The organism is bacterium SCSIO 12844, from assembly GCA_024397935.1.
Classification (GTDB): Bacteria; Pseudomonadota; Gammaproteobacteria; order Francisellales; family Francisellaceae; genus M0027.
This window is the reverse complement of the sequence record CP073743.1, coordinates 215,854-237,357: the sequence shown is the minus strand read 5'-3', so window position 1 is coordinate 237,357 and position 21,504 is coordinate 215,854. Positions and strand designations below refer to the sequence as shown.

Sequence of the window (21,504 nt, the reverse complement as noted above, 5' to 3'; positions counted from 1 at the left end):
TTACAATAGCTAGTATAATATATTTATATGACGCAAAACTACTAATATTTTTATCTATCAATTTTAAATAAACTAATCTTTCAAATCAATTAATAATGTTTTTCCGGCATCTTTACCCATATCGTTAATTGCTTCTAAATCAAAAGTTGCAGAGGTTGCAAATAATAACTGTTGATTATCTCCTGCAAAAACAGGACAAGTCATATTTCGTGCGGTTGTTTTAATCGATTCAATAAGTTGGCCATCTGATGAAAAATGATCTATTCTCCAACCAGACCACACGGCGATCCATAGGTCTCCGTTTCTATCTACGGCCATACCATCTGGTACACCATCGCCATGATCGTAAATAACTAAAGGCCGCTTATTTGAAATACTGCCATTTTCTAAATTATAATCATATTGATAGATTGTACTTTGCCTACTATCAGTAAAATACATTGAAGTAAAATCATGATTAAAATCCGTACCATTTGAAACGATAAAGCCTTCATCAACAACTTCTATTTTACCTGATGGAGAAATACAATATAATTTTCCAATCGGATTTTTTTGTTCAAAATCCATCGTGCCTGAAAAAAGCCTACCCTTAGCATCAAATTTACCATCATTAAATCTAACACGCGAATCATCACACAAATTTTCTATAATCTTTTTTATCTGGAGTTTATGATCATTAATATGCAGCTGGACTAAATCATTTCCCAAAATAGCATATAGATAACCATCAGGTGCGATCTCCATAAAGTAAATACAATCGGGAAGTGTATATTCATAATAACTGTCACTTGTTAGATGATAACTAAATAATTTTGGTTTTAGTACATCAACCCAGTAAAGCACCTGCTCTTTTTGATGCCAAACTGGCATCTCTCCACAATCATTTAAACTATTTTCAAGCGCGCGTATTTTCATATTTCACAACCTAGAAACTTACATTATTAATACTTTAACTAACTAGTTTTTTAATCTTAGTCCCTTTTTCTACTAAAAGGTTTGTATCTATATCATTTTTTTTTACTGTGTTTTTCATCTCTTTAGATAATAAAGCTACTTGATTAGCTGCATTAACTCCACTGGTATAAGCACCATGTACAGTTGAAGGATCAGTTGAAGAAGTTGCTTCACCGACAAAGAAGATGCGATTTTCAATCGGTGCAGATAAAGCCTGATACATATGATGTGAAATGCCAACAGGCAAGCAGGAAAAAGAACCATAGCTAAATGGATCTGATACCCAATTCGTTCTAATATAAGAAGTTGGCGCTACGACTTTATCACCATACATTATCTTAAGCTTTTGCATCATATAATCAACCACTTCTCTATCAGACCAAGTCTCAAGAATTTTAGCTAATGACGCCCCTGAGAAGATTAATAAAATTGGCTGATGAACATATTTATAATAATTCATAAAATCTAATGTTTTACCAACTTCATGCATTTGTGGAATATAGCCTAACCACTCACTATCTTTATCCCAAAATACTCGATCAAAATACAAATACATCTTATTATAAGCACCCATTTTTAATGAGCTGATTGCTTCAACTTTCTCACTCGGTAAATCAGGTGAAAATTCAACATCCCCCGCTTTTAAAACACCTAATGGTAAACTACTAATTAGATAACGACAGAAATATTGTTTATCTTTTGTTTTAATTTCAATCATATCGTCTTTTTTATAATTGACTGATTTTACTTGTTGATTAAAACGAATACTCAAACCTTGAGCTAAACGCTTAATGACTTGGTTATAGCCATCCGTAAAAATGACATTTGCACCATCGACATCAGATCGCTCATAAGGCAACTGCACCGCATTAGATAGTAACGATAAATCATCCCCATACTCACAGGCATACATATTACCTAAAAAATAATAAAGCTTTTGATAATGCTCTTCTTGTATTTGATTTTCATGGCAATAAATATCAAAGACTGCTCTTAATGACAAGTGTGCATATTCATTTCGTGTCTGAGATAAAAACTGATCAAATGCGAGTGTTTGTGCTAATAATTCATCAACCTCATTCTGACTTAAACGACGCCCACAAGTATCATAAACTGCAAATAAACGCCTTGATTTCAAATAGTCTGAATCATCAAAATCTGTTTCTACGGTTCGAATATTATACTTTTTAGCAATCTCTGCAATTGGATTATTTTCAATACCGTGAATCCATGAAGCACCCAAATCAAGTGATGCCCCCCAAGGGTTAATGGTATGAATTCTACCACCAATACGATCTCTTGCTTCTAATATTAAAGAATTGATTCCTTTCTGTTTAAGCTCATTGGCAGCACCTAAACCTGATATCCCTGCACCAATAACAATGACATCATAACAATGATCATCTGACATAAAATTAAAACTTGTATCATAAACACATTATTAGTTTAGTCGATCTTAAGATAAACTGACAAACAATTTATTAAATGTTCAGCTATTCCCGCTTAATTTTTCATTTAATTATTAATTCCATTAGCATTCTCATTGACAATACTTACCGCTACAGCATATGCACCGTATATTAGATTTTTATGTCTCATTAATAAATAACCGGGTATAGTTAAAAACACGATGTTCATGGCAAAATATAATTAACCAGTGTCGATGATCAATTGGGCTTTAACTTTTCCTGATAGGTGTAAATATAGCGCTTCCCAACTATTAATCTGTGCTATAAAAAAAGCACTTCTTATTCTGTCCCATAAACGACTTCTTGTCTCTAATTTTTTTAATGCCGACTTAAATAATGGACAGCATAGTTCTTGAATTTGATCTACCAAAAATGCCAATAGCATCAAAAAGCCAAATACTGTACATAAGTTGTTTGCTCCATGACCAAAATTGTGTTCAAAATTATACCCTTGATTTTTTAATGTATTAAATGTCTCATTTTCAATTTTCCAGCGTGCACGTGCTCCTGTCATTATTTTAAATACATTGTTTGAATTAAGATCAAGGTCTGTCACCCAAGTAAAATGCTGTACTTTACCTTTTTTATTTGTCTGTTTATAAGACAAAAAGTTAACCTTAATATCACTTCTAGTTTCATTTAATTCAGCTTGATTAACCCACTCAAATTCATGTTTAACACCCTCTAGTGACATCGACAAAAACTCGGATTTACTTGCTTTAACCCAGTCAAAAAGCCAGGTATGATCACTTGGTTTTACTCCTAGAATATAATGAATATTATGTTTGTTTAGGTCATCAATATGAGGGCCATTGGCATATAAGGCATCTTCAACAAAAATCATTGCTAAGTGCGGGTGTTCTTGGCGAAGACGTTTAATTAAACGTTTGGCTGCATTTCGCTCACAATCATTTTTCTTTGTTCCATCACTTTTAATAATTGGCTCAGGCGCTAATGGAATCACTTGCTTTATATCAGGATGTACAATCGAAGCACACAACATTTGATGATAATAAGTTTTTGTTCCATTACGGTGATGTTTTACACAGCAATTATCACAATGCACTTCATGTGATGAAAACATCCCTGTGCCGTCACTGGAAATCAAATAATAATCATTATAAAAACAATATTGCTCTAGAACTTTACCTCTTTGTAGATTGCTTAGTAATGCATTAAATGACTGACGTAATTGAAGATAATCAATTTCATCTAAACGTTCACGTAAATATGTATCACATGGCACTTTTTCAACTTTATATAATGAGCTAATATTATTTTTAACCAAACTGCCCTCTGATCGCATATCTTTATCAAATTTAAGTAATGAAGGATACTTCATTCCAAATACTGCCATGCCACACATCAAACAATCAACAAGTGAGTAAATGCTGGATGACTTCCTATCAGTAGCTTTTGCAAAGCTATTTCTTAATGTGTGTAATAAACCTGGTATAGATAGATGTTTTTTAAATTGATTGTTCATTGTAAAATAACTAGGTTACGAAAAATAAATATATGATCGGTCTAAAAGTCTTTATTTGCAACCCGTGTCATTAATAGCGGGAATTGCTGTTAAATGTTTTAAGGTGATGGCTTTATAATTTTACCAACCACAAACACATTACGGTAACGCCCATAAACCTTAATTGCTGTTTTTTCATTACTAAAGTAATACTTAAACTGTTTTAATTTGGATTGATCCATAAATACAAAGATGTTTTTGCTCGAAAACCAAAGTTTAGCGAAATCTTCTTCAGTAATTAAATACTTTGGCCACTTGCTATGATGCGTTTTCTGATACTGTTGAATTCCAAAATAAAATTCACGAGCCCAATTATCAGATTCAAATTCATTTCTTTGTTTCCATGGATAAACAACATAGACATGATGCTGTAATAACAGTGGCAAATCTTCCCAGTAATCTTCATAAGAGACAAAAACTGTATTTTTATGAATATATGGTTTGATGATATTAACTAAAGGCTGTGATGTCTTCTTATCAAATATGGGGATTGTTGTTAAAACTGATGCATTGAATATAATCATTGAAACTACAATAATATAGAGTGCTTTTTTTAATTGATTTTTAAATGAATAAAATAAACTTAAAAAAACACCCAAAGCACCAATTGCAGCGGGTATAAAGCTTATATATAACAGGCTCGTTGAAAACTCTTTCTGTATTAAAGGATAGATTAATGCGCCAATGGCAATAACTAGAAATATCATACTAGCCAATGTATGCATAACTTTAGTGCTTTTTCTAATAATACCTACGTTAATCATTGCCTCAAAAGATAAAGCAATTAATAAAGCCAATGGTGCAATAATTGGTAGTATGTAGCCCACAATTTTAGAGCTTGGAATACTAAAGAAGATAAAAATCAATACAACCCACAGCTGAATTAAAAGCGTTGTATCATCCCTAAAACGATTACTCCAAATTGATTTTAAACCAGGTAATAGGCGATGTAACAACATAAGACTAAAGGGTAAAAAGGCTGCTAAAACAATTACAAAATAAAACCACGGGCCTAATTGATTATTAAAGCCACTACCGACAAAGCGATGCACTTGCTGATAATAAAAGAAATAGTATAAAAAATCTGGATTTTCCTTTTGTACGAGGTAAAACCAAGGCACAACAACAAGCGCAAATAATAGTATCCCTGTTGGTAAATAAATTTTTAATAATTGGCGCCACTTTTTTGTTAATAGCACCCAAATAATAATCACCATTGCTGGAAATACAACACCCATTAAGCCTTTGGTTAAAAATGCTAATCCAGCGATAATATAAACCAAATACATTAATAATCGTCGTTTGTATGAAGGATAAGGTATCCGTAATGCACAGATAAAAAAGAAAAATGAGATCCATAATAGATTAGCAACAATCAAGTCCATATTGGCATAATGCGCTGCAAAAAAATACAGTAAGCTCACCGATAAGATTAAACTTGCCAATAATGCCACACTTCTTGAATAAAGTACTCTTGCAAAGCCATACAGCGACAAACAGCCAATAATACCAAATAAAGCCTGTGGCAGGCGAATAGCCCATGGGTTAACACCAAAACATTTCATTGATAAGGCTTCAAGCCAATAATAAAGAATTGGTTTATCTAAAAAGGGGACACCATTAATTGTCGGTGTTATCCAATTACCTGAAGTAAGCATTTCTCTAGCAATTTCAGGGTATCGTCCTTCATCAGGAATACTTAAGTGACGTGAACCCAACATAAATAAGAAATAAATACAATACCATAGACCTAAAATCAGTACATCCACTTGCCATGAGGGTATTTTTTTATTGCCTAAGCTTAGATTGTGTTGTGATTTAGTTTCAATCATCTACAATTTCCTAAAGTATAATCGATTAAGACTTCAATATGGTAGCAGAGAGCTTTTCACAAAAACATCAAAAGTGTGATGAAAATGAAAAATTAAGCAAATCCATTATCATTTGTGCAGATGACTTTGGTCAAGCAGCTGATATTTCTAAAGGTATTTTTGAATTACTTGAGTTAAAACGTATTAATGCAACAAGCTGTTTAACGAATTTTACTGACTTTCAAACAGATGCACTACTTTTAAAATCACTTGATCATATTTTTGTTGGACTTCATTTAAACTTAACAGAAGGCAGCCCCTTAACTAAAGCCTATAGCTTAAGTAATAATGGTCAATTTAATTCACTTAACAAGCTATTATTAAGATCACAGCTACGACTATTAAACCTAAATTCAATTTATTTAGAATTAAAAGCACAACTTGAACAATTTATCCATACCTTTAATCAAATGCCCCATTTTTTAGATGGGCATCAACATATCCATCATTTACCCATCGTAAGAGAAGCTGTATTAAGGCTTTATGATGAATATCATCTAAAAAAAACCAATACTTTTATCCGCAATGTAGCCTATATCGTAGATCAGCGTAACTTAAAATCATTTATCATCCAATTCTCTGGTGCTAAACGCCTACAACAGCTATTAAAGCAAAAAAATATCCCGCATAACTTAAGTTTTGGTGGTATTTATAATTTTCATCCAAATACATTCTCAGAGACTTTCAGCTATGCATTAAAGCACATTACAGATAATGGCCTTATTATGTGTCATCCAGGCTATAAAATTGATTCCGATGTATTAAGTCAATCACGTGAAACTGAATTAAAATATTTTAAAAGTGATGATTATCTAAATACACTCAAAGATTATCATATTTCACTGAAACAACCATAAGTCTCATTCATTATCTTCATTTACATAGATTCTTTGAATTAATACTTCATAAACAACATAAGCTAAGATTACGATAAAAGAAGAACTCATATACAATAAAAGTTCACTAATCGATGGTGGTGGATTGATAAAATCATAAATCATCATAGCAATATAAATAACCATGTTAATAAACAATAAAATTTTTGCAGCAAGCCTTAACTGTAAAACTGCTAAAGATGCGAGTGATACTAAGCCTGAAAATAAGATACTAATATCAGTTGTGATAAAAAAAACTTTCGCAGAGCCAACATAGCCATCAAGATCATGTATATTAACAATTAACCAACCACCGTAGACATAGCATATGATAATCTGTAACCCCAGATAAAAACTAAATAAGAAAAGGTAAGGCTTTTTATAAAATGGCAGTGGCATTAAAAATATTCTCCAATTAACATAATGCATGATTGGTATTTAATTAGCATAACAATATATCATAACTTCAATAAAATTCAATTTTAAAATAATTATTAAGATAATGCTAATGAATTACTAATTGTTTTATTGGATTGATTAAATAATTTAGTTGCACCATGAACCTGATAAAAAGGTAAATGTGGAAAGTATAACCATTGAAATTGCTTATAGTCTGAAAATGCACTTTGAAACCATTGATTTAAACTTGTAATACTTGCCGATACACCAAACTTGTCATCTTCAGTTTCAGCTGAAATACAATGATAAGAAAAAAGTGGATATAATAAATTTTTATAACGATAAATCATTTGTAATAATTCACATTGACCCATACTGGTTAACTGTTTTTGTAAATTCTCTGACATGACTTCTACTTGTTCTACTAATGAAGAAAAATTTTTCAATTGATTAGCATCACAATGATGATACTCACAAGCAATAGGATTTAAGCCTGAATGATTTAAAGCATCATTAAATTGCAGTTTTTTATTAATTAATTGATTAATTTCTTGTGTTAATACATTAAATTTTTCATCTCTATATAAACTTTCAGATAACTCTATATTATGAATGCGTTGGTATAACATTAAGCCAATTTTAAGCGGTGCAAATAAGGTTTTAACATAAAAACTATTTTCAGATTCGACTGCCAGGCGATAACGTTCACTAATTTGCTCATAAAATGCTGCGATATACAGTGGATAGTTTTTTGATATTTTTTGATATTTATATGCTATTTTAGATGAATAATATTTAATAATTTGATCTAAACTTAAAACCTTAGTATCTATATCTTTTTGCTGCTGATATTTTCGCAATTGATCATTAGAGATAATTAAGCCAACTTGTAAGAAGTATTCAAACATCTCATCAATAGCTTGGGCTTCTATTGCCTGAGTGATTTTGATAATATGACCTTCGAGCATCCGTAACTCTCCTGATTAAATTCATAATCATCCACCCCCAGTCTAATGTATTTTTTGATAAAATGCTTCCGTTATTTTTCATTTTTAATATCGCATTATTCTTTTGCTTGTTGGTTTAATAAAAATAATAAATAAATCGTGCCTATAACAGATGCAACTAAACCTGCTGGAATTTCGTTAGGTGAAAAAATAATTGAGCCTAAAAGATCAGCTACTAAAGTTAGAATTGCACCAATTAAAAAACTGATAATAACTTGATTTCTTGTTGACTTATAACCCATTATTCTTGCTAAATGTGGTGCCATTAACCCAATAAATCCTAACATACCTATACTTGCAACTACAGAAGCACTTAAAATAGTTGCCAATAACAATAAAATAAACTTAGCCTTTGATAGATTTAAACCTAAACTTTTGGCCTTTTCTTCACCCAATGCTAATTGATCAATCCAAGGCGCAACTAAATAACAAATCGGTAAAATCAATATAACTATATATAATAAATGATTCACTGATGACCAATCAGCACCATATAGACTACCTGATAACCATCGAATTGTCTCTGAAACACGCATACCGGCAAATGCTAATAAACTTGTGTTTAATGCAGCATACAAAGCACCAAGTGAAATTCCAATCATTGCTAACTGTAAAGGTCTAAATCCCATTTTTCTGGCAACGAGTATAACAACTAAAAATGCTGCCAAACCACCTATTATCGCTGCTAATTGAATACTCCACCAACTAGCTTGTGGTACAAATAATAATAAAAATAAGGCTAAAGAAGTTGATCCTTGGCTAATACCTAATACTTCCGGTGAGGCTAATACATTTCGTATAATGCCTTGAAAAAATAATCCGCTGACTGCTAATGCACCACCTGCTAGAATAGCCAAACAAATTCTTGGTAGTCTTAAATTAAATAATAAAAAGTGATTAAGGCCTGGTTTAAACAAATCATAAGTAACAATAGACTTAATTGAAATATAAATACCACTACTATAAATCAAACTTAAAATACTGCAAAAAATCAATAATATAATTAAATATCGTGCTTTAATGACTACTTTAAGTCTGATAAGTTTAATACTTTCATTCTGACTAAAAGTTAGGTGACCTAATTTTGATAATGCAACTAATAGTATTGGAGCACCTAAAGCTGCCGTTAATACACCTACTGGAATATTATATAAATAATAATGGCTAATACTTAAATGAATTAAATCAGCTAATGGTAAAATTACTGCGCCTAACATCGCTGTTATGATAAAGAAAAATGCATTTAATTTAACTTTTAGAACACGTAAAATATTTGGAATAAAAAGACCAATAAAACTAACCGGACCAACTAAAATAACAGCGCTTGCTGTTAAGATAACACCAATGATAATCATCAACCAACGTATTGATGTCACAGGAATACCTAAGGCGCTTGCTTGATCATCTCCTAAAGCATAAATCGCTATATAGCGATTAAATAAGATAATAAAAACTGAAGGTATAATAATCCAAGCCCAAGTATGGCTAATATTAGCCCACCCTTGCTGCTCAACATCTCCTGCACCCCATAAAAAAAGACCACCAACATTTTGTTCAAAAAACAAACTCAAAATAGCGGCTAATGCACTTAGTGCTAATGAAATGGCAACACCAGAAAAAATAATTCTAACTGGCTGAGGGTCTTTTCTTGTAATAAGAAAAACACAAGTTACCGTTATCATACCACCTACAAAAGCAAATAATATTAAGTGACTACTACTAAAAGCAGGAAACCAAATTAAGCCAATTACTAATGCAAGATGTGTGCCAGAACTAACACCTAATAAATTTGGTGAAGCTAATAAATTACGGCTGGCTTCTTGAAATAATGCACCAGCTAAAGCTAGAGCCATACCTGCTAATATACCTGCAAATAGCCTTGGTAAACTCATATACCATAAAATGACATTATCTTTTACATCAAAAGTAGCCAGTTCTGCTAGTACTTGCGTTATCGAATGCTCGGATTCAAAAGCGAGATAATAACTTGCCATAATACATAGTAATAGTAAAAATAAACTAACCACTAATATAGGTCTTATCAAATAATCATTACGCTTCATATTTATTTCTTTCAAGCTCATTAACTATTTATACTTCTTAGTTCTAAGTCATTGACAATTTGTTGAACAAAGTCAGCTACTGCTAAAGGACCACCCCAAGGCCAAGTATCTGTTTTCATTCGATAGGTTAATTTTGCTTTTACAAAAGGAAAGCTTTGCCACACAGGACTTTGAATTGTTTTAACTAATTGTGAGTCATCAGATCGCTCATTAAAATAGAAAAAATTCAATAATCCTAAATTTGATAATCTCTGAATACTGACCGTTAAATAACCTAAATTTGCATCACCACCTTTTATTGGCCAAGCTGGTTTAAGACCAACTTCTCTCAAAGCTTCAATGGCTACTGAATCTGCACTAAATAATCTGATTTTAGGGCTTCCCGGTAAAAATTGAGCAATGGCTACACGATCAGTTTTCAATTGACCATGTGATTTTAATGCTTTAACTTTCTCTTTAGCTTGCTTTAATATTGCATGATATTGTTGCAAAATTTGTGTTGCTTGAGCTTGAGTATGTGTTGCATAAGCTACTTGGTTAAACTCCAAAATCATTTCATCTAATGCATTTGTTTTATTATTTGGCATTTGAATATAATCAAATAATATTGTTGGTGCTATGGATGATAAAACTGGATAAGTAGACTGATTGCGTAATTTAGCCCCTAAAATTAAACTCGGTTTGAGTAATGTTATTACTTGTAAACTCGGGGCAGCTCGTCTGCCAACATCAGTAACACCATCCAATTGAGCACTATCAATACCATCAAATAACTGATAGCTTTTTATATCTGCAACACCCACAGGCTTTAGCCCTAAACTTAATACCATCTCGGTATAACGATGCTCTAAGGTAATAACGCGCACTTTTGATGTCTCAGCATAGATAGCTGAAGCTATTATATTCATTATAAGTAAAAGTAATATATATCGTTTTAATCGTTTGATCATTTAATATTCCTAGTGATTAAGTTTAAAAATAATGGGTACATCAATATTAAAATCTGCTTTACAGTCTTTAGGTATTGGGTAAGGTTGAGCATCTTTAATCATTTTTATCGCTGCAGTATCCAATAAATCCACACTGGTTGAATGAATGATGTGATACGAGATTAATTGCCCTTGACAATCTAATACTAAATTCATTTTTGCACTACCAGTTAAATGACGTCTTTGCGCCAGAGGTGGATAATAGCGATACTTTTGTAAATGGATTAATACCTGCTGAATATAGCTTGGTGTAATATGGCTTGTTCCATTTAAACCTGCCTCTTTAGCACCCTTAGTCATTTGAGCTGTTTGTATTTTTGATACTTTTTTATCATAAATAGCTTGGGCAGATATTAGCTTTTTAACGGTATGATCTACTGCCTTTTGACTAATGTCGTCTTTAACTTTCGTCACTTTATCTATTTTATTGACTTTATCATTATCATGATGTTTGAGTTGTGTTTTCTCTTTAATAGAAGATTGTTTTTTTACAAGCGGTTGAACTACTTTGTTTAATGTATTTGTATTTATCTTTACTGCCTCAGGTGAGGTAATTAAACTTAATTTAACATTATATTCTTCACCTAATACACCACCAATTGGCTTTTGATTTAGTGTTTGGCATGCCCAAATAAATAGAGATAAAGACGCTATAAGCATACACAGAAAATATATGATACCTATATGACGTAGTTGAATATCCATCAGATATGGCTCGAAACTAAAACTTCAATTTGCTTAAATGATGACTTAAGTCGATTAAGTGCTATAATCATTTTAGTCGCACTTAAATTAGCTTCGGCTGCTAAAATAATTTGCCCTTTGCATGATTGGTTAATCTGATTTATCTCCTTTTTTGTCAAAGCTACTTTCTTTGTTTGATAAAAAATACCATCCGTTTTTATATAAAGTGTGCAAGTTTGTTTATTAATGTCATTTGTCTTATCAACCAATGGTGGTTTTACATGCCACTGATTACTATTAATATGTCCTGCAACTAGGAAAAAAACAATTAATAGAAAAATAATGTTAATTAATGAAAATACCGTCTCTACTTCACGCGATTTGTCTTTTTTTGATTCAAACATGGTCATTCTCAAGCTTAATATTCTTTAAACCAATTGCTTTTAAGCTCATAACTAAATCAACTGTAGATTGTAAATTAGCTTTGCTTGCCACCTTAACTTCAACAATTAAATTTTCTAAATTATGGTATTTAGTTTTTACGCTTTGACTGATATTACTTAAACTAACTTTTTGATTTAAAAACTGAACTTGTTGATTATTTAATAAGCTTAAATAAATTGTTTTTTTATCTAACTGACTTTTTATCTGAGTATTATTTTTATGATTTTCTTCGGTCAGTAATTGGATACTTCCCCAGTGAATAAATTGGGTGCTTAACATAAAAAAGATTAAAAGACACAATAAAACATCAATCATTGGCACAAGACTAATTGCTTTTAATCGTTTTTTTCGTTCAAAATCCATCAGATAAAAACTTAAGAGGCTATAGGTTGTTGAATAAATTTTGCAACATTATCTGATAGAGAAGCCCTAAACTTTTCAACCACACTATCTAAATAATGAAAACCAATTTGAGAAGGAATTGCCACACTTAAACCTAAAGCAGTTGTAATCAATGCATGTGAAATTCCTGCAGATAGTAAAGCAGGGTCTACAAAGCTTGCTGATTTAATGGCTGAAAAAGCCATAATAATACCTAGCACTGTACCTAATAAACCGACTAAAGGAGAAAGGTGTGCTAAAACTTCTAAAGGTCTTAAGTATTGTTCTAACTGATTAAGGTATTTTTTACCTAAGCGCTCTATTTCTGTATTAACTTCTAATTGCGTTCTTTTTTCAATGAATTTAAGTCTCACAAGACTAATCATTACATTGGCTATCGGATTTTTAACATTTTTCAACTGCTCAATAGCATCAGTATAATCAGATGTTTTAATATTCTCTGAAATTGTATGATTGATTAAAAATTGTTTCCATACACCAAACTTTGTAAATTGCCAAATTTTAACAATTAACAAAGATATAGCAAATACACCTAATAAAATCAAAATACATCCAACTGAACCAACTCTATCATACAGTTGCATTAAAAAATTGTTATCTACAATTTGCATTGATCAATTTCCTAGCTTTGTGATATGCTGACCATTCTACCTATTTGAGAATAATTTTCAATTGCATTTTGATCCTTTTTTGCTATACTACGGGTCTTTAAAATACAATATGCAAATGATAATCATTATTATTTGTAGCATTTCATCACTCGGGGAGCTTTTTGAAAGATGCAAATAAGGAATTGCCTTAACAAACCAAAACTAAGATATTTCAATCAAAAAAAATTACCACTATCAATTATTGCAAGTTCTGTTTTAGTCATGCCATCTATTAACTTTGCTGATAGCACAGTAAAAGATTCAGATAAAAATAATACCAACCAAAATCAGGATGCACTTGTTGTTGAAGGTAGCTGGTTAGGTAACGGCACTGAAGAAGATGTCAAAACTTACCCTGGATCACGCTCTGTTATTACCAATAAACAAATTGTTAATTCTGGCGCAACTGATATACAAGATGTCCTACAACAAATACCCAGTGTTAGAATTGAAGATGAAACAGCTGGCACAGGTGTGTTACCTAATATTTCTGTTCGTGGTTTAAACCCACTTAGAAGCGTTGACTTACAAGCTCTACTTAATGGCGTACCATTGGCTTTAGGCCCTTATAGCTCAACTGGGCTTTCTTTATTTCCCGTTACCATTGATATGATTGATCGTATTGATGTAGTTCGCGGTGGTGCTGCTGTTCAATATGGACCGAACAATGTGGGTGGCGTTTTAAATATCATTACTAAACCAATTCCACAAAAATATACAACGCAAGTTAAACAATCAATTACTTCAGCACCTACAGGCAAACTATTACCAACGACTTATCTAAGAACTGGTGGTTATTTTACAGATAATTTTGGAGCGCAATTACAAGCTAATGTCACCCGCGGTAATGGTGATCGAGAACATTCATATACCAAAATTGATAATTTTTTATATGATATGGACTATTGGTTAACCATTAAAGATGAGTTTAAAACTGAGCTTCAATATTACCATGCTGATGCTGAGTTACCTGGAGCATTAACGCCTGAAGAATATAATGATAATTGGCGTCAATCGGTTACACCAAATAATAAGTACACATCAGAAGCTTACCGCTCATCGATTAAATACAGTCATTATTTCGATAGCGGTGACCAATTTAACTGGATGAACTATTACATACTTAATCATCGTAACTTTACTTTTCAGTCACCTGTTAATGTTGGTACACCGCCAACTTCAATTGATCAGTCACCACGAGTTTATCAATTCTTTGCAAGTGAACCTAGCTATACTTTTACGACTTACTTTCTAACCAAACAAAAATTTATTATCGGTGCACGTTATTTAAGAGAGTATATTCATTACCCTGTCTATAGCCAAGATATAGCTACTAATGATAGCACTACAAAACGCGACTGGAACTCAACGACTAATGCATTTGCTTTTTATATCAGCGATACATTTTACTTTGATAGTGATAAATTACAGATAACACCAGGTGTACGCTATGAATCTGTTGAGCAAAATTTTGTTAATAATTTGTCATCAACACAAAGTACAAACTCAAGTAAAACCAATGTTAATAATAACTTGTTACCAGGCATTACCATCGGCTATCAAGCAACTAAAGCGCTTTATTTATTTGCTAATGCACAACGTTCTTTGCTACCACCGCAAATGACACAAGTTGCCAATAGTAATGGTAGTGATTTAACTGCGGAACTTGCTAATAATTACGAGACAGGATCACGTTGGCAAATCAACCAAAGTATTGCGACAACAATTACCTTTTTTAGAACAGATTTTGAAAATAAGATTGAAAAAAATGAATCAGATGAATTAATTAATGTTGGTAAATCACGTCAACAAGGTATCGAAAGCCAATTGAAATTAACACCTTACTTTATTAAAAATCTTGACTTGACACTCGGCTATACAATTTTAGATGCAACTATTCTTGAGGGAGAAAATGCAGGTAACAGACTACCTTATACCTCTAAAAATCAGTTTAGCTTTGTTGGAAATTATCATTATCATAATTGGAATTTTAATATTAGCGGCTATTATTATAGCTCTGCATTTAGCGACCCACAAAATACTGACCCTGAAACTGCAGATGGTTCACAAGGACCAATTCCTGCTTATTGGGTTTGGAATGCAGCTATTGTCAAAAATTACCACTTCTCAGATGATGAACAATTACAAATCTCTCTAGCATTACACAATATTTTTAATGAACAATACTATTTTAGAAATGTTGATGTCAGCGGTGGTATTACACCTGCACCAGGTCGAACGGTAACACTAAGTGGTATGTTAACTTTTTAATTTTAAGGAATTTAGATCATGGCGTTATCTTTTATCATCATAACACATGTTAAAACCGTAGCAATTAATGATGGTTTTTTACCTGAAATTATTCAATCTGGTTTTAATGTGACAATCATCACCGACTGCTATGACGAACATCTTCAACTGATTGAAAAATACCCTAATGCCATTGATTTAATCAAAGCTGATGTTTTTAATCCAATGGATATTATTACTAAAATTCATCAACACCACCTCAAACCAATTGCCATATTTAGTAATAGTGACCATTTACAAACATCAACTGCAATTGTTGCTGAATTCTACCAGTTACCTGGTAAATCATTTCAAAGTACGCTAATTGTTAAAAATAAAAGTATGATGCGTCAAACACTCAAAGATAAACAACTTTCTCAACTTTGGTATCAACAAGTATCAAATGAAACAGAACTTAAAAAAGTTATAAGTCAAATTCCATTTCCTTGTATTGCTAAGCCAACGTTTGGTGTTGCCAGTATTGATGTTGAAAAAATTCAAGATATTGATCAATTAAATACATATTGCAAAAACATTTGGCAGACTAATGCTAAAACTTGCATTTTACTTGAAGCTTTTATTGAAGGTGATATCTATAGTATTGAAACAATTGGAGATGGTAAAAACATTCATCTATTAGGTGGCTTTAAAACCAATATTACACAACCACCTTACTTTATAGAGTTAGGCGCTAACTGGATAAGCCACTTTGATCAAGCAATTATTAAGCAACTGATTAACATACTATCTCAACTTAATATCAAATTTGGTGCTTGTCATACAGAGTTCTCTATTGTAAATAACCAAGTTGAAATTATTGAAATTAACTATCGTTCAGTTGGTGATTATAAGGAATTTTTGCTTAATGAACTATACAGTAATTACTTTAAAGCATTGATAGCGCTTTACTTAGGTAAAGCACTACCAATATTAAAACTTCAATATAATTATGCTTGTATCGAATATTTTCCAGCTATCAACGAGGGTATATTAACTCAATTGCCTAAAGCAGACTCATATCAACATCATTATATTAATTATTCAGTTGATCATTTCAAACAATTAAATACGCAAGTTCACTTAACTCATTCGAATAAAGACTATCTAAGCGCCATTCGAGTCTATGGTCATTCAGATGACTTATTGTTTGAAAAACTCAACCATTTAAAGAAAAATTTAATTTGGGAAATTAATTAGTTATGAAAATTAATTTATCATTATGGCGCAACGAAAGAAAATATATTATTTTGCGCATTTTAAATACAATGATACGTGAAAAATTATTCCAGTATAAGCTACTAGATCGTATAAAATTAGCTGAATTTAACTTACCAATTAAAAATAAGTATATTCAAATTAACCTCAATGAACAGTCTTTTATTTTTGAAGTTACTAAAGCAGAATTCTTACAAACAATTAAAATTATTTCTGCACAATGGTTTATTGTCACATCAGATAACCAACTAAAACCATCTTCAAACATCATTAAACTAATTCAACTTATTTTTAATAACTTCTCACTTAAAAACACTGAAACTAGTAATGTATTAAAATTAACGATTGATGAGTATAAACAGGCCGTATTACAACATATTATTTGCCAAAAACATCTATCTAAAACATTTAAATATGCTGATAGAAATTTATATTATTATGATTTTCTTGCTTCATTTTTAGACCACCCACTTTATCCAACAGCCCGTGCTAAGTTAGGCTTTATAAATGATGAATTACTGAAATATTCAATTGAAAATCAAGCTGAATTTAAACTTCAATGGGTAGCAATTGAAAAGCATCACCTTTCAAACCAAGGCCAACTACCTGATATCTGGCCAAATGCGCGAGACCTTAAACTAGATAAATCATTCGATAATAGCCATTTTTTCATACCCTATCATCCAAAAATGTATCATGAGATTACTAAAAATCTTAATCAAGAAGATATTCCCTTTATCATCGCAAAGAAGAGCTATCTCACTGTAATGCCAACATTATCTATACGTACAGTAATTGTCAAAAATTTAGCGCAAACGCATATTAAATTGCCATTAAATATCCGTACATTAAGTGCTAAAAATATTCGCACCATTAAAGCATCAACTATAAATGATGGCCATCAAATTCAATCACTTTTAAATCATATTCTTAAGCTTGATACTCATCTTGATTCAAAAGTTCAACTTACCGATGAAAGTTGCGGTGGCCATATTAATGAGAATCCAACACTTGCCTATATTATTCGTCGCTACCCAAATGAAACTAATAAACAAATTATCGTTCCAATTGCCGCATTAACAGCACAAGAAAACCAACAACTTGTTATTGAAAAATTAGCCAAAGAGCATTTTAACGGCGATTTAAAATTATTACTAACTCACTATATTAAGCTGAATCTTGTGGTACACCTAAATTTAGTATTAAACTATGGTATTGCGCTAGAAGCAAATCAGCAAAATTCACAATTAATCATCAACCCTAAAGATAAAAAACTATCTCTTTTATTAAAAGATAATGATTCTGCTAGAATTAATTCAAAATCATTACTTAATCAATTACCAAGTACTAAAGCATTCATCGACAAAATCCAAGATAAACGTATTATTCAAGCAGATGAAACAGCATTAATTCAAATGTTTAGCACAATTATTTTGCAGTTAAATATTGCCTGTGTTTTAGAAGCTTTAATCGATAAAAAGTTAATGATTAGAAAAAATGCTTATCGGTTATTAACAGAGTTGTTAAATGAAACAATAACACAGTTAGATAAACAAGGCATCAATACAAAAATACTCTATGACACTTTGTTTAATGAAGATTATTTAGATATTAAATATCTTTATACTTCAGGTACCTTTTTGCCAAAATCAACTACTCAAGCTTCAGATATTAATAAATTTTATGGCAAGAGTGCACCTAACTTTTTAAGGATGAAATATGAGTCATAAACTAAGTTACCGATCAGTAACTGCTGTATTATTCTGTCACTTTATTGCAGCTTCATCAACACTTGGTATTGCGCCATTTTTTAGTGTTATTTTAACTGATGGATTTGATATGAAGCCATCACTATTAGTTGGTTTATTATATGTACTGCCAACCTTATTAACTGCACTGATTAGCCCATTTTGGGGAAAATTAGCTGATAAAATTAATAAAAAATCTGCTATTTTAAGAGCGCAAATAGGCTTATCATTAAGCTTTTTACTCGCCTCATTATCTCATGATCATTTAATCCTTTTTATTATTTCATTGTCTTTACAAGGTTTACTAGGTGGTACACTTGCTGCAGCTAATGCCTATCTTGCAAAAACCAATCGAGGCAATCAATTAAGTAAATTACTTAATTTAACTCAAGTATCTGCACGCGCATCATTTCTTATTGCGCCAATAATTATTGGTTTGTTAATTCATTATTTTAGTGTTTTTAGCATTTACCTACTTTTATCTATCGCAACATTTATATCTGCTATTTGGGTTTTAATTGCCATTGAAAATGATACAAACTTATCAATTAAAACAATTGATCATCATAAACAGTCAAATGATATAGAGTTAAAGACAAATGTAATCAAAACCCTACCCTATACTTTTTTATTAATTGCTAATCTAATATTAAGCTTTGGTCTTGTTGCAAGCTTTCCCTATTTTATTTTATTAACACAACAACATTTTCATATCCAATTTTCACTTATTTCAGGATTATTATTTGGTTTACCCCATGCTGTTTTTCTTGTCATTATTTTTATGCTTCAACACAAAATTAGCAATTATTCCAACCAAGTAACCATTTTTATCTTATCACTATTATTACTTGCATTAAGCATTACCTTTCAAGCTTTCATCTCAAGTAGTGGCTTATTTTTTATACTTCGACTACTGATGGGGGTTTTTATGACAATCAGTTATATTAGCCTTAATAAAATGATTGCCAGTATTAAGCTCACTCAAAAAGAAGGTTACATCTTTGGCTGGCTAGATAGCTTTAACAAATATGGTGGCGTCTTAGCTGGTATATTTGCTGGCATTTGTTTTAGTCTTTTTGGTATTAGTGGCCCATTTTTATTAAGTAGTTTAGTACTTTTTATCTTTGCAATATTTCTTATTATCTACCAATTCAATGATTTAAGCATTTCAAATCAGAGGAAAGCAATATGAATCACTCTAATACAATGAACGAACCTCCTAAACATGCTACATTCAATAATGAACTAATTGAGTTTGATTGCACAATCAAGTTTGCCACTAGCACACTTTTAAACTGCTATATCCGTGAAGTGACACTAAGTAATGATAATTACCAGATTATTGAAAAAGAAAATAAATATTTCTTAAACTTAGTTATTTTTAATCAACAACTAGAAATTGAAATTAAAAGACCTTCTATTGCCAACTACTTTATTTTTATTTCAATGCCCTCTATCAAAACAAGTCAAAAAACTTTAACTTTTGATGATTTAATTTATTTAATTAATGCTGATTTAGCATCTAAACATCATACTTTGCTGAATTTTGAATTAATCGAACAAGCGAAAAATAGTATCCGAAATATTAATTTCTTCATCCAATATAAGCAATTAAATCCATCAAAAAATACCTTTCTTCAATCCGAGCAGGGATTATTATTTGGCCATGAATTTCATCCAGCACCAAAAGCAAGATTTGGTGTTAGTTTGAAAGAATTAAATGCAATTTCTCCTGAAGTTTCTGCTAAATTTAAACTCACTTATTTTAAAGTACCAAAAAATGCTCTAAAAACTTACCAATCATCAACTAATTTAAATTTACCAAATGCAATCAAAGAAACTGATGACGCTATTTTATATCCATTGCATCCCTATCAAGCAGAACAAATTCTTAATAATTCACATATGATGAGTATTTTAAAACAACATAATATTCAACCTATTGGCAGTTTAGGTGATTATTTCTATCCTACTTCATCTGTCAGAACCTTATTTAGCCCACAAGAGCACTATTTTTACAAATTCTCTTTACATATAAGACTGACTAACTGCTTAAGAAAAAATGCCTTCTACGAACTTGAAAACGCCATTGAAATTAATAAAATTTTAAATAAGATCAAGCATCAAAACCATCATGCTATTATACTTGGTGAACCACAAGCATTTACAGTTGATATCGACACTGATCTGGAAATGAAACATCAAATCCAAGAATACTTTGGTCTTATTATTCGCGATAATATTAACCAACAAGATTATCAATCAACTTATTTAGCACTGTCACTTTTTTCATATCGTGAAAATCAAGCTGCATCTATTGTTAACTTAATCAAATCTATGAGTAATCAAAATTATCAGCATAATACACTTTTATGGTTTAATAACTATGCTAAATATCTCATTGAATTTTGTTTTGATTATTATTTCAAACATGGTGTTGTATTTGAACCTCATTTACAAAATATCCTAATTAAGCTTGATGATAAAAATCTACCAAATGCAATTTATATTAGAGATTTAGAAGGGAGTAAATTGTCTCAACAGTTTTGGGACAAAAATCAATTTAGCTATTTATCCCAAAATGGCAAAGACGCTTTATTTTATACAGAAAAACAATCTTGGAATCGATTAATCTATTGTCTAATCATTAATAATCTAGCTAGTGCAATTCATTATTTAAGTAATCATTCATATCAATTAGAATGCCAACTTTACAGAGCATTAAAAGATATTCTAAAGCACTATCAAGCATCAAATAAAAATAATCGTTATTTATCTGAAAAAATACAGCAATTACTAATCAATCCATATTTACCTTATAAAGCAAATTTAAGAACACGCTTTTTGAAAACTGCAGATAAAAATGCTCAATATGTTAATTTTGATAATCCATTTTTAAAAGTATAAATAATAATTAGGT

18 protein-coding genes are annotated in these 21,504 nt (G+C 31.1%); 6 read left to right on the top strand and 12 right to left on the bottom strand.

The window, feature by feature from the left end; translation table 11 throughout:
- Positions 1 to 72: 72 nt before the first annotated feature.
- The 4 genes from KFE69_01090 to KFE69_01075 all read right to left on the bottom strand — a co-directional run bounded on the left by KFE69_01090 (position 73) and on the right by KFE69_01075 (position 5,780).
- Positions 73 to 915, bottom strand: coding sequence for an SMP-30/gluconolactonase/LRE family protein (locus KFE69_01090; GenBank protein UTW42774.1), 843 nt, complete (start codon positions 913 to 915; stop codon positions 73 to 75).
- 34 nt (positions 916 to 949) lie between these two features.
- The gene (locus KFE69_01085) at positions 950 to 2,365 is read right to left on the bottom strand and encodes an FAD-dependent oxidoreductase (protein UTW42773.1); all 1,416 of its coding nucleotides are present in this window, start codon (positions 2,363 to 2,365) and stop codon (positions 950 to 952) included.
- Positions 2,366 to 2,604: 239 nt separating this feature from the next.
- Positions 2,605 to 3,909, bottom strand: a complete 1,305-nt coding sequence (locus tag KFE69_01080; protein UTW42772.1) for a transposase — start codon at positions 3,907 to 3,909, stop codon at positions 2,605 to 2,607.
- A gap of 98 nt (positions 3,910 to 4,007) precedes the next feature.
- Positions 4,008 to 5,780 carry a glycosyltransferase family 39 protein gene (locus tag KFE69_01075; protein UTW42771.1) on the bottom strand — a complete coding sequence of 591 codons (1,773 nt, stop codon included), beginning with the start codon at positions 5,778 to 5,780 and terminating at the stop codon, positions 4,008 to 4,010.
- 38 nt (positions 5,781 to 5,818) lie between these two features.
- Here KFE69_01075 and KFE69_01070 point away from each other — a divergent pair, with 38 nt between their 5' ends.
- Positions 5,819 to 6,676, top strand: a complete 858-nt coding sequence (locus KFE69_01070) for a ChbG/HpnK family deacetylase (GenBank protein ID UTW42770.1) — start codon at positions 5,819 to 5,821, stop codon at positions 6,674 to 6,676.
- Positions 6,677 to 6,679: 3 nt separating this feature from the next.
- On the opposite strand, the gene KFE69_01065 is transcribed toward KFE69_01070, so the two are convergent.
- From KFE69_01065 to KFE69_01030, 8 genes are all read right to left on the bottom strand, one after another.
- Positions 6,680 to 7,093, bottom strand: a complete 414-nt coding sequence (locus KFE69_01065) for a hypothetical protein (GenBank protein UTW42769.1) — start codon at positions 7,091 to 7,093, stop codon at positions 6,680 to 6,682.
- 95 nt (positions 7,094 to 7,188) lie between these two features.
- The gene (locus tag KFE69_01060) at positions 7,189 to 8,061 is read right to left on the bottom strand and encodes a hypothetical protein (GenBank protein ID UTW42768.1); all 873 of its coding nucleotides are present in this window, start codon (positions 8,059 to 8,061) and stop codon (positions 7,189 to 7,191) included.
- Between the two features lie 95 nt (positions 8,062 to 8,156).
- Complete coding sequence (locus KFE69_01055) at positions 8,157 to 10,163, bottom strand: iron ABC transporter permease (GenBank protein UTW42767.1); 2,007 nt, start codon at positions 10,161 to 10,163, stop codon at positions 8,157 to 8,159.
- A 20-nt stretch (positions 10,164 to 10,183) separates the two neighbouring features.
- Positions 10,184 to 11,113 carry an iron-siderophore ABC transporter substrate-binding protein gene (locus KFE69_01050; protein ID UTW42766.1) on the bottom strand — a complete coding sequence of 310 codons (930 nt, stop codon included), beginning with the start codon at positions 11,111 to 11,113 and terminating at the stop codon, positions 10,184 to 10,186.
- A gap of 9 nt (positions 11,114 to 11,122) precedes the next feature.
- Positions 11,123 to 11,857 carry an energy transducer TonB gene (locus tag KFE69_01045; protein ID UTW42765.1) on the bottom strand — a complete coding sequence of 245 codons (735 nt, stop codon included), beginning with the start codon at positions 11,855 to 11,857 and terminating at the stop codon, positions 11,123 to 11,125.
- The gene (locus KFE69_01040; protein ID UTW42764.1) at positions 11,857 to 12,240 is read right to left on the bottom strand and encodes a biopolymer transporter ExbD; all 384 of its coding nucleotides are present in this window, start codon (positions 12,238 to 12,240) and stop codon (positions 11,857 to 11,859) included. Before KFE69_01040 ends, KFE69_01045 begins: the two co-directional genes overlap by 1 nt.
- The gene (locus tag KFE69_01035; protein ID UTW42763.1) at positions 12,233 to 12,643 is read right to left on the bottom strand and encodes a biopolymer transporter ExbD; all 411 of its coding nucleotides are present in this window, start codon (positions 12,641 to 12,643) and stop codon (positions 12,233 to 12,235) included. Before KFE69_01035 ends, KFE69_01040 begins: the two co-directional genes overlap by 8 nt.
- Positions 12,644 to 12,654: 11 nt before the next feature.
- The gene (locus tag KFE69_01030; protein ID UTW42762.1) at positions 12,655 to 13,293 is read right to left on the bottom strand and encodes a MotA/TolQ/ExbB proton channel family protein; all 639 of its coding nucleotides are present in this window, start codon (positions 13,291 to 13,293) and stop codon (positions 12,655 to 12,657) included.
- Between the two features lie 168 nt (positions 13,294 to 13,461).
- On the opposite strand from KFE69_01030, the gene KFE69_01025 reads away from it, so the two are divergent.
- From KFE69_01025 to KFE69_01005, 5 genes are read left to right on the top strand one after another with little or no spacing between them, the layout of a single operon-like run.
- Positions 13,462 to 15,603 (top strand): TonB-dependent receptor, encoded by a 2,142-nt coding sequence (locus KFE69_01025; protein ID UTW42761.1) that lies wholly within the window; start codon positions 13,462 to 13,464, stop codon positions 15,601 to 15,603.
- 18 nt (positions 15,604 to 15,621) lie between these two features.
- Positions 15,622 to 16,818 carry an ATP-grasp domain-containing protein gene (locus KFE69_01020; protein ID UTW42760.1) on the top strand — a complete coding sequence of 399 codons (1,197 nt, stop codon included), beginning with the start codon at positions 15,622 to 15,624 and terminating at the stop codon, positions 16,816 to 16,818.
- Positions 16,819 to 16,820: 2 nt separating this feature from the next.
- Positions 16,821 to 18,566, top strand: coding sequence for an IucA/IucC family siderophore biosynthesis protein (locus KFE69_01015; GenBank protein UTW42759.1), 1,746 nt, complete (start codon positions 16,821 to 16,823; stop codon positions 18,564 to 18,566).
- Complete coding sequence (locus tag KFE69_01010; GenBank protein UTW42758.1) at positions 18,556 to 19,776, top strand: MFS transporter; 1,221 nt, start codon at positions 18,556 to 18,558, stop codon at positions 19,774 to 19,776. Before KFE69_01015 ends, KFE69_01010 begins: the two co-directional genes overlap by 11 nt.
- Positions 19,773 to 21,491 carry a hypothetical protein gene (locus KFE69_01005; protein UTW42757.1) on the top strand — a complete coding sequence of 573 codons (1,719 nt, stop codon included), beginning with the start codon at positions 19,773 to 19,775 and terminating at the stop codon, positions 21,489 to 21,491. The genes KFE69_01010 and KFE69_01005 overlap by 4 nt, the downstream gene beginning before the upstream one ends.
- Positions 21,492 to 21,504 lie beyond the last annotated feature (13 nt).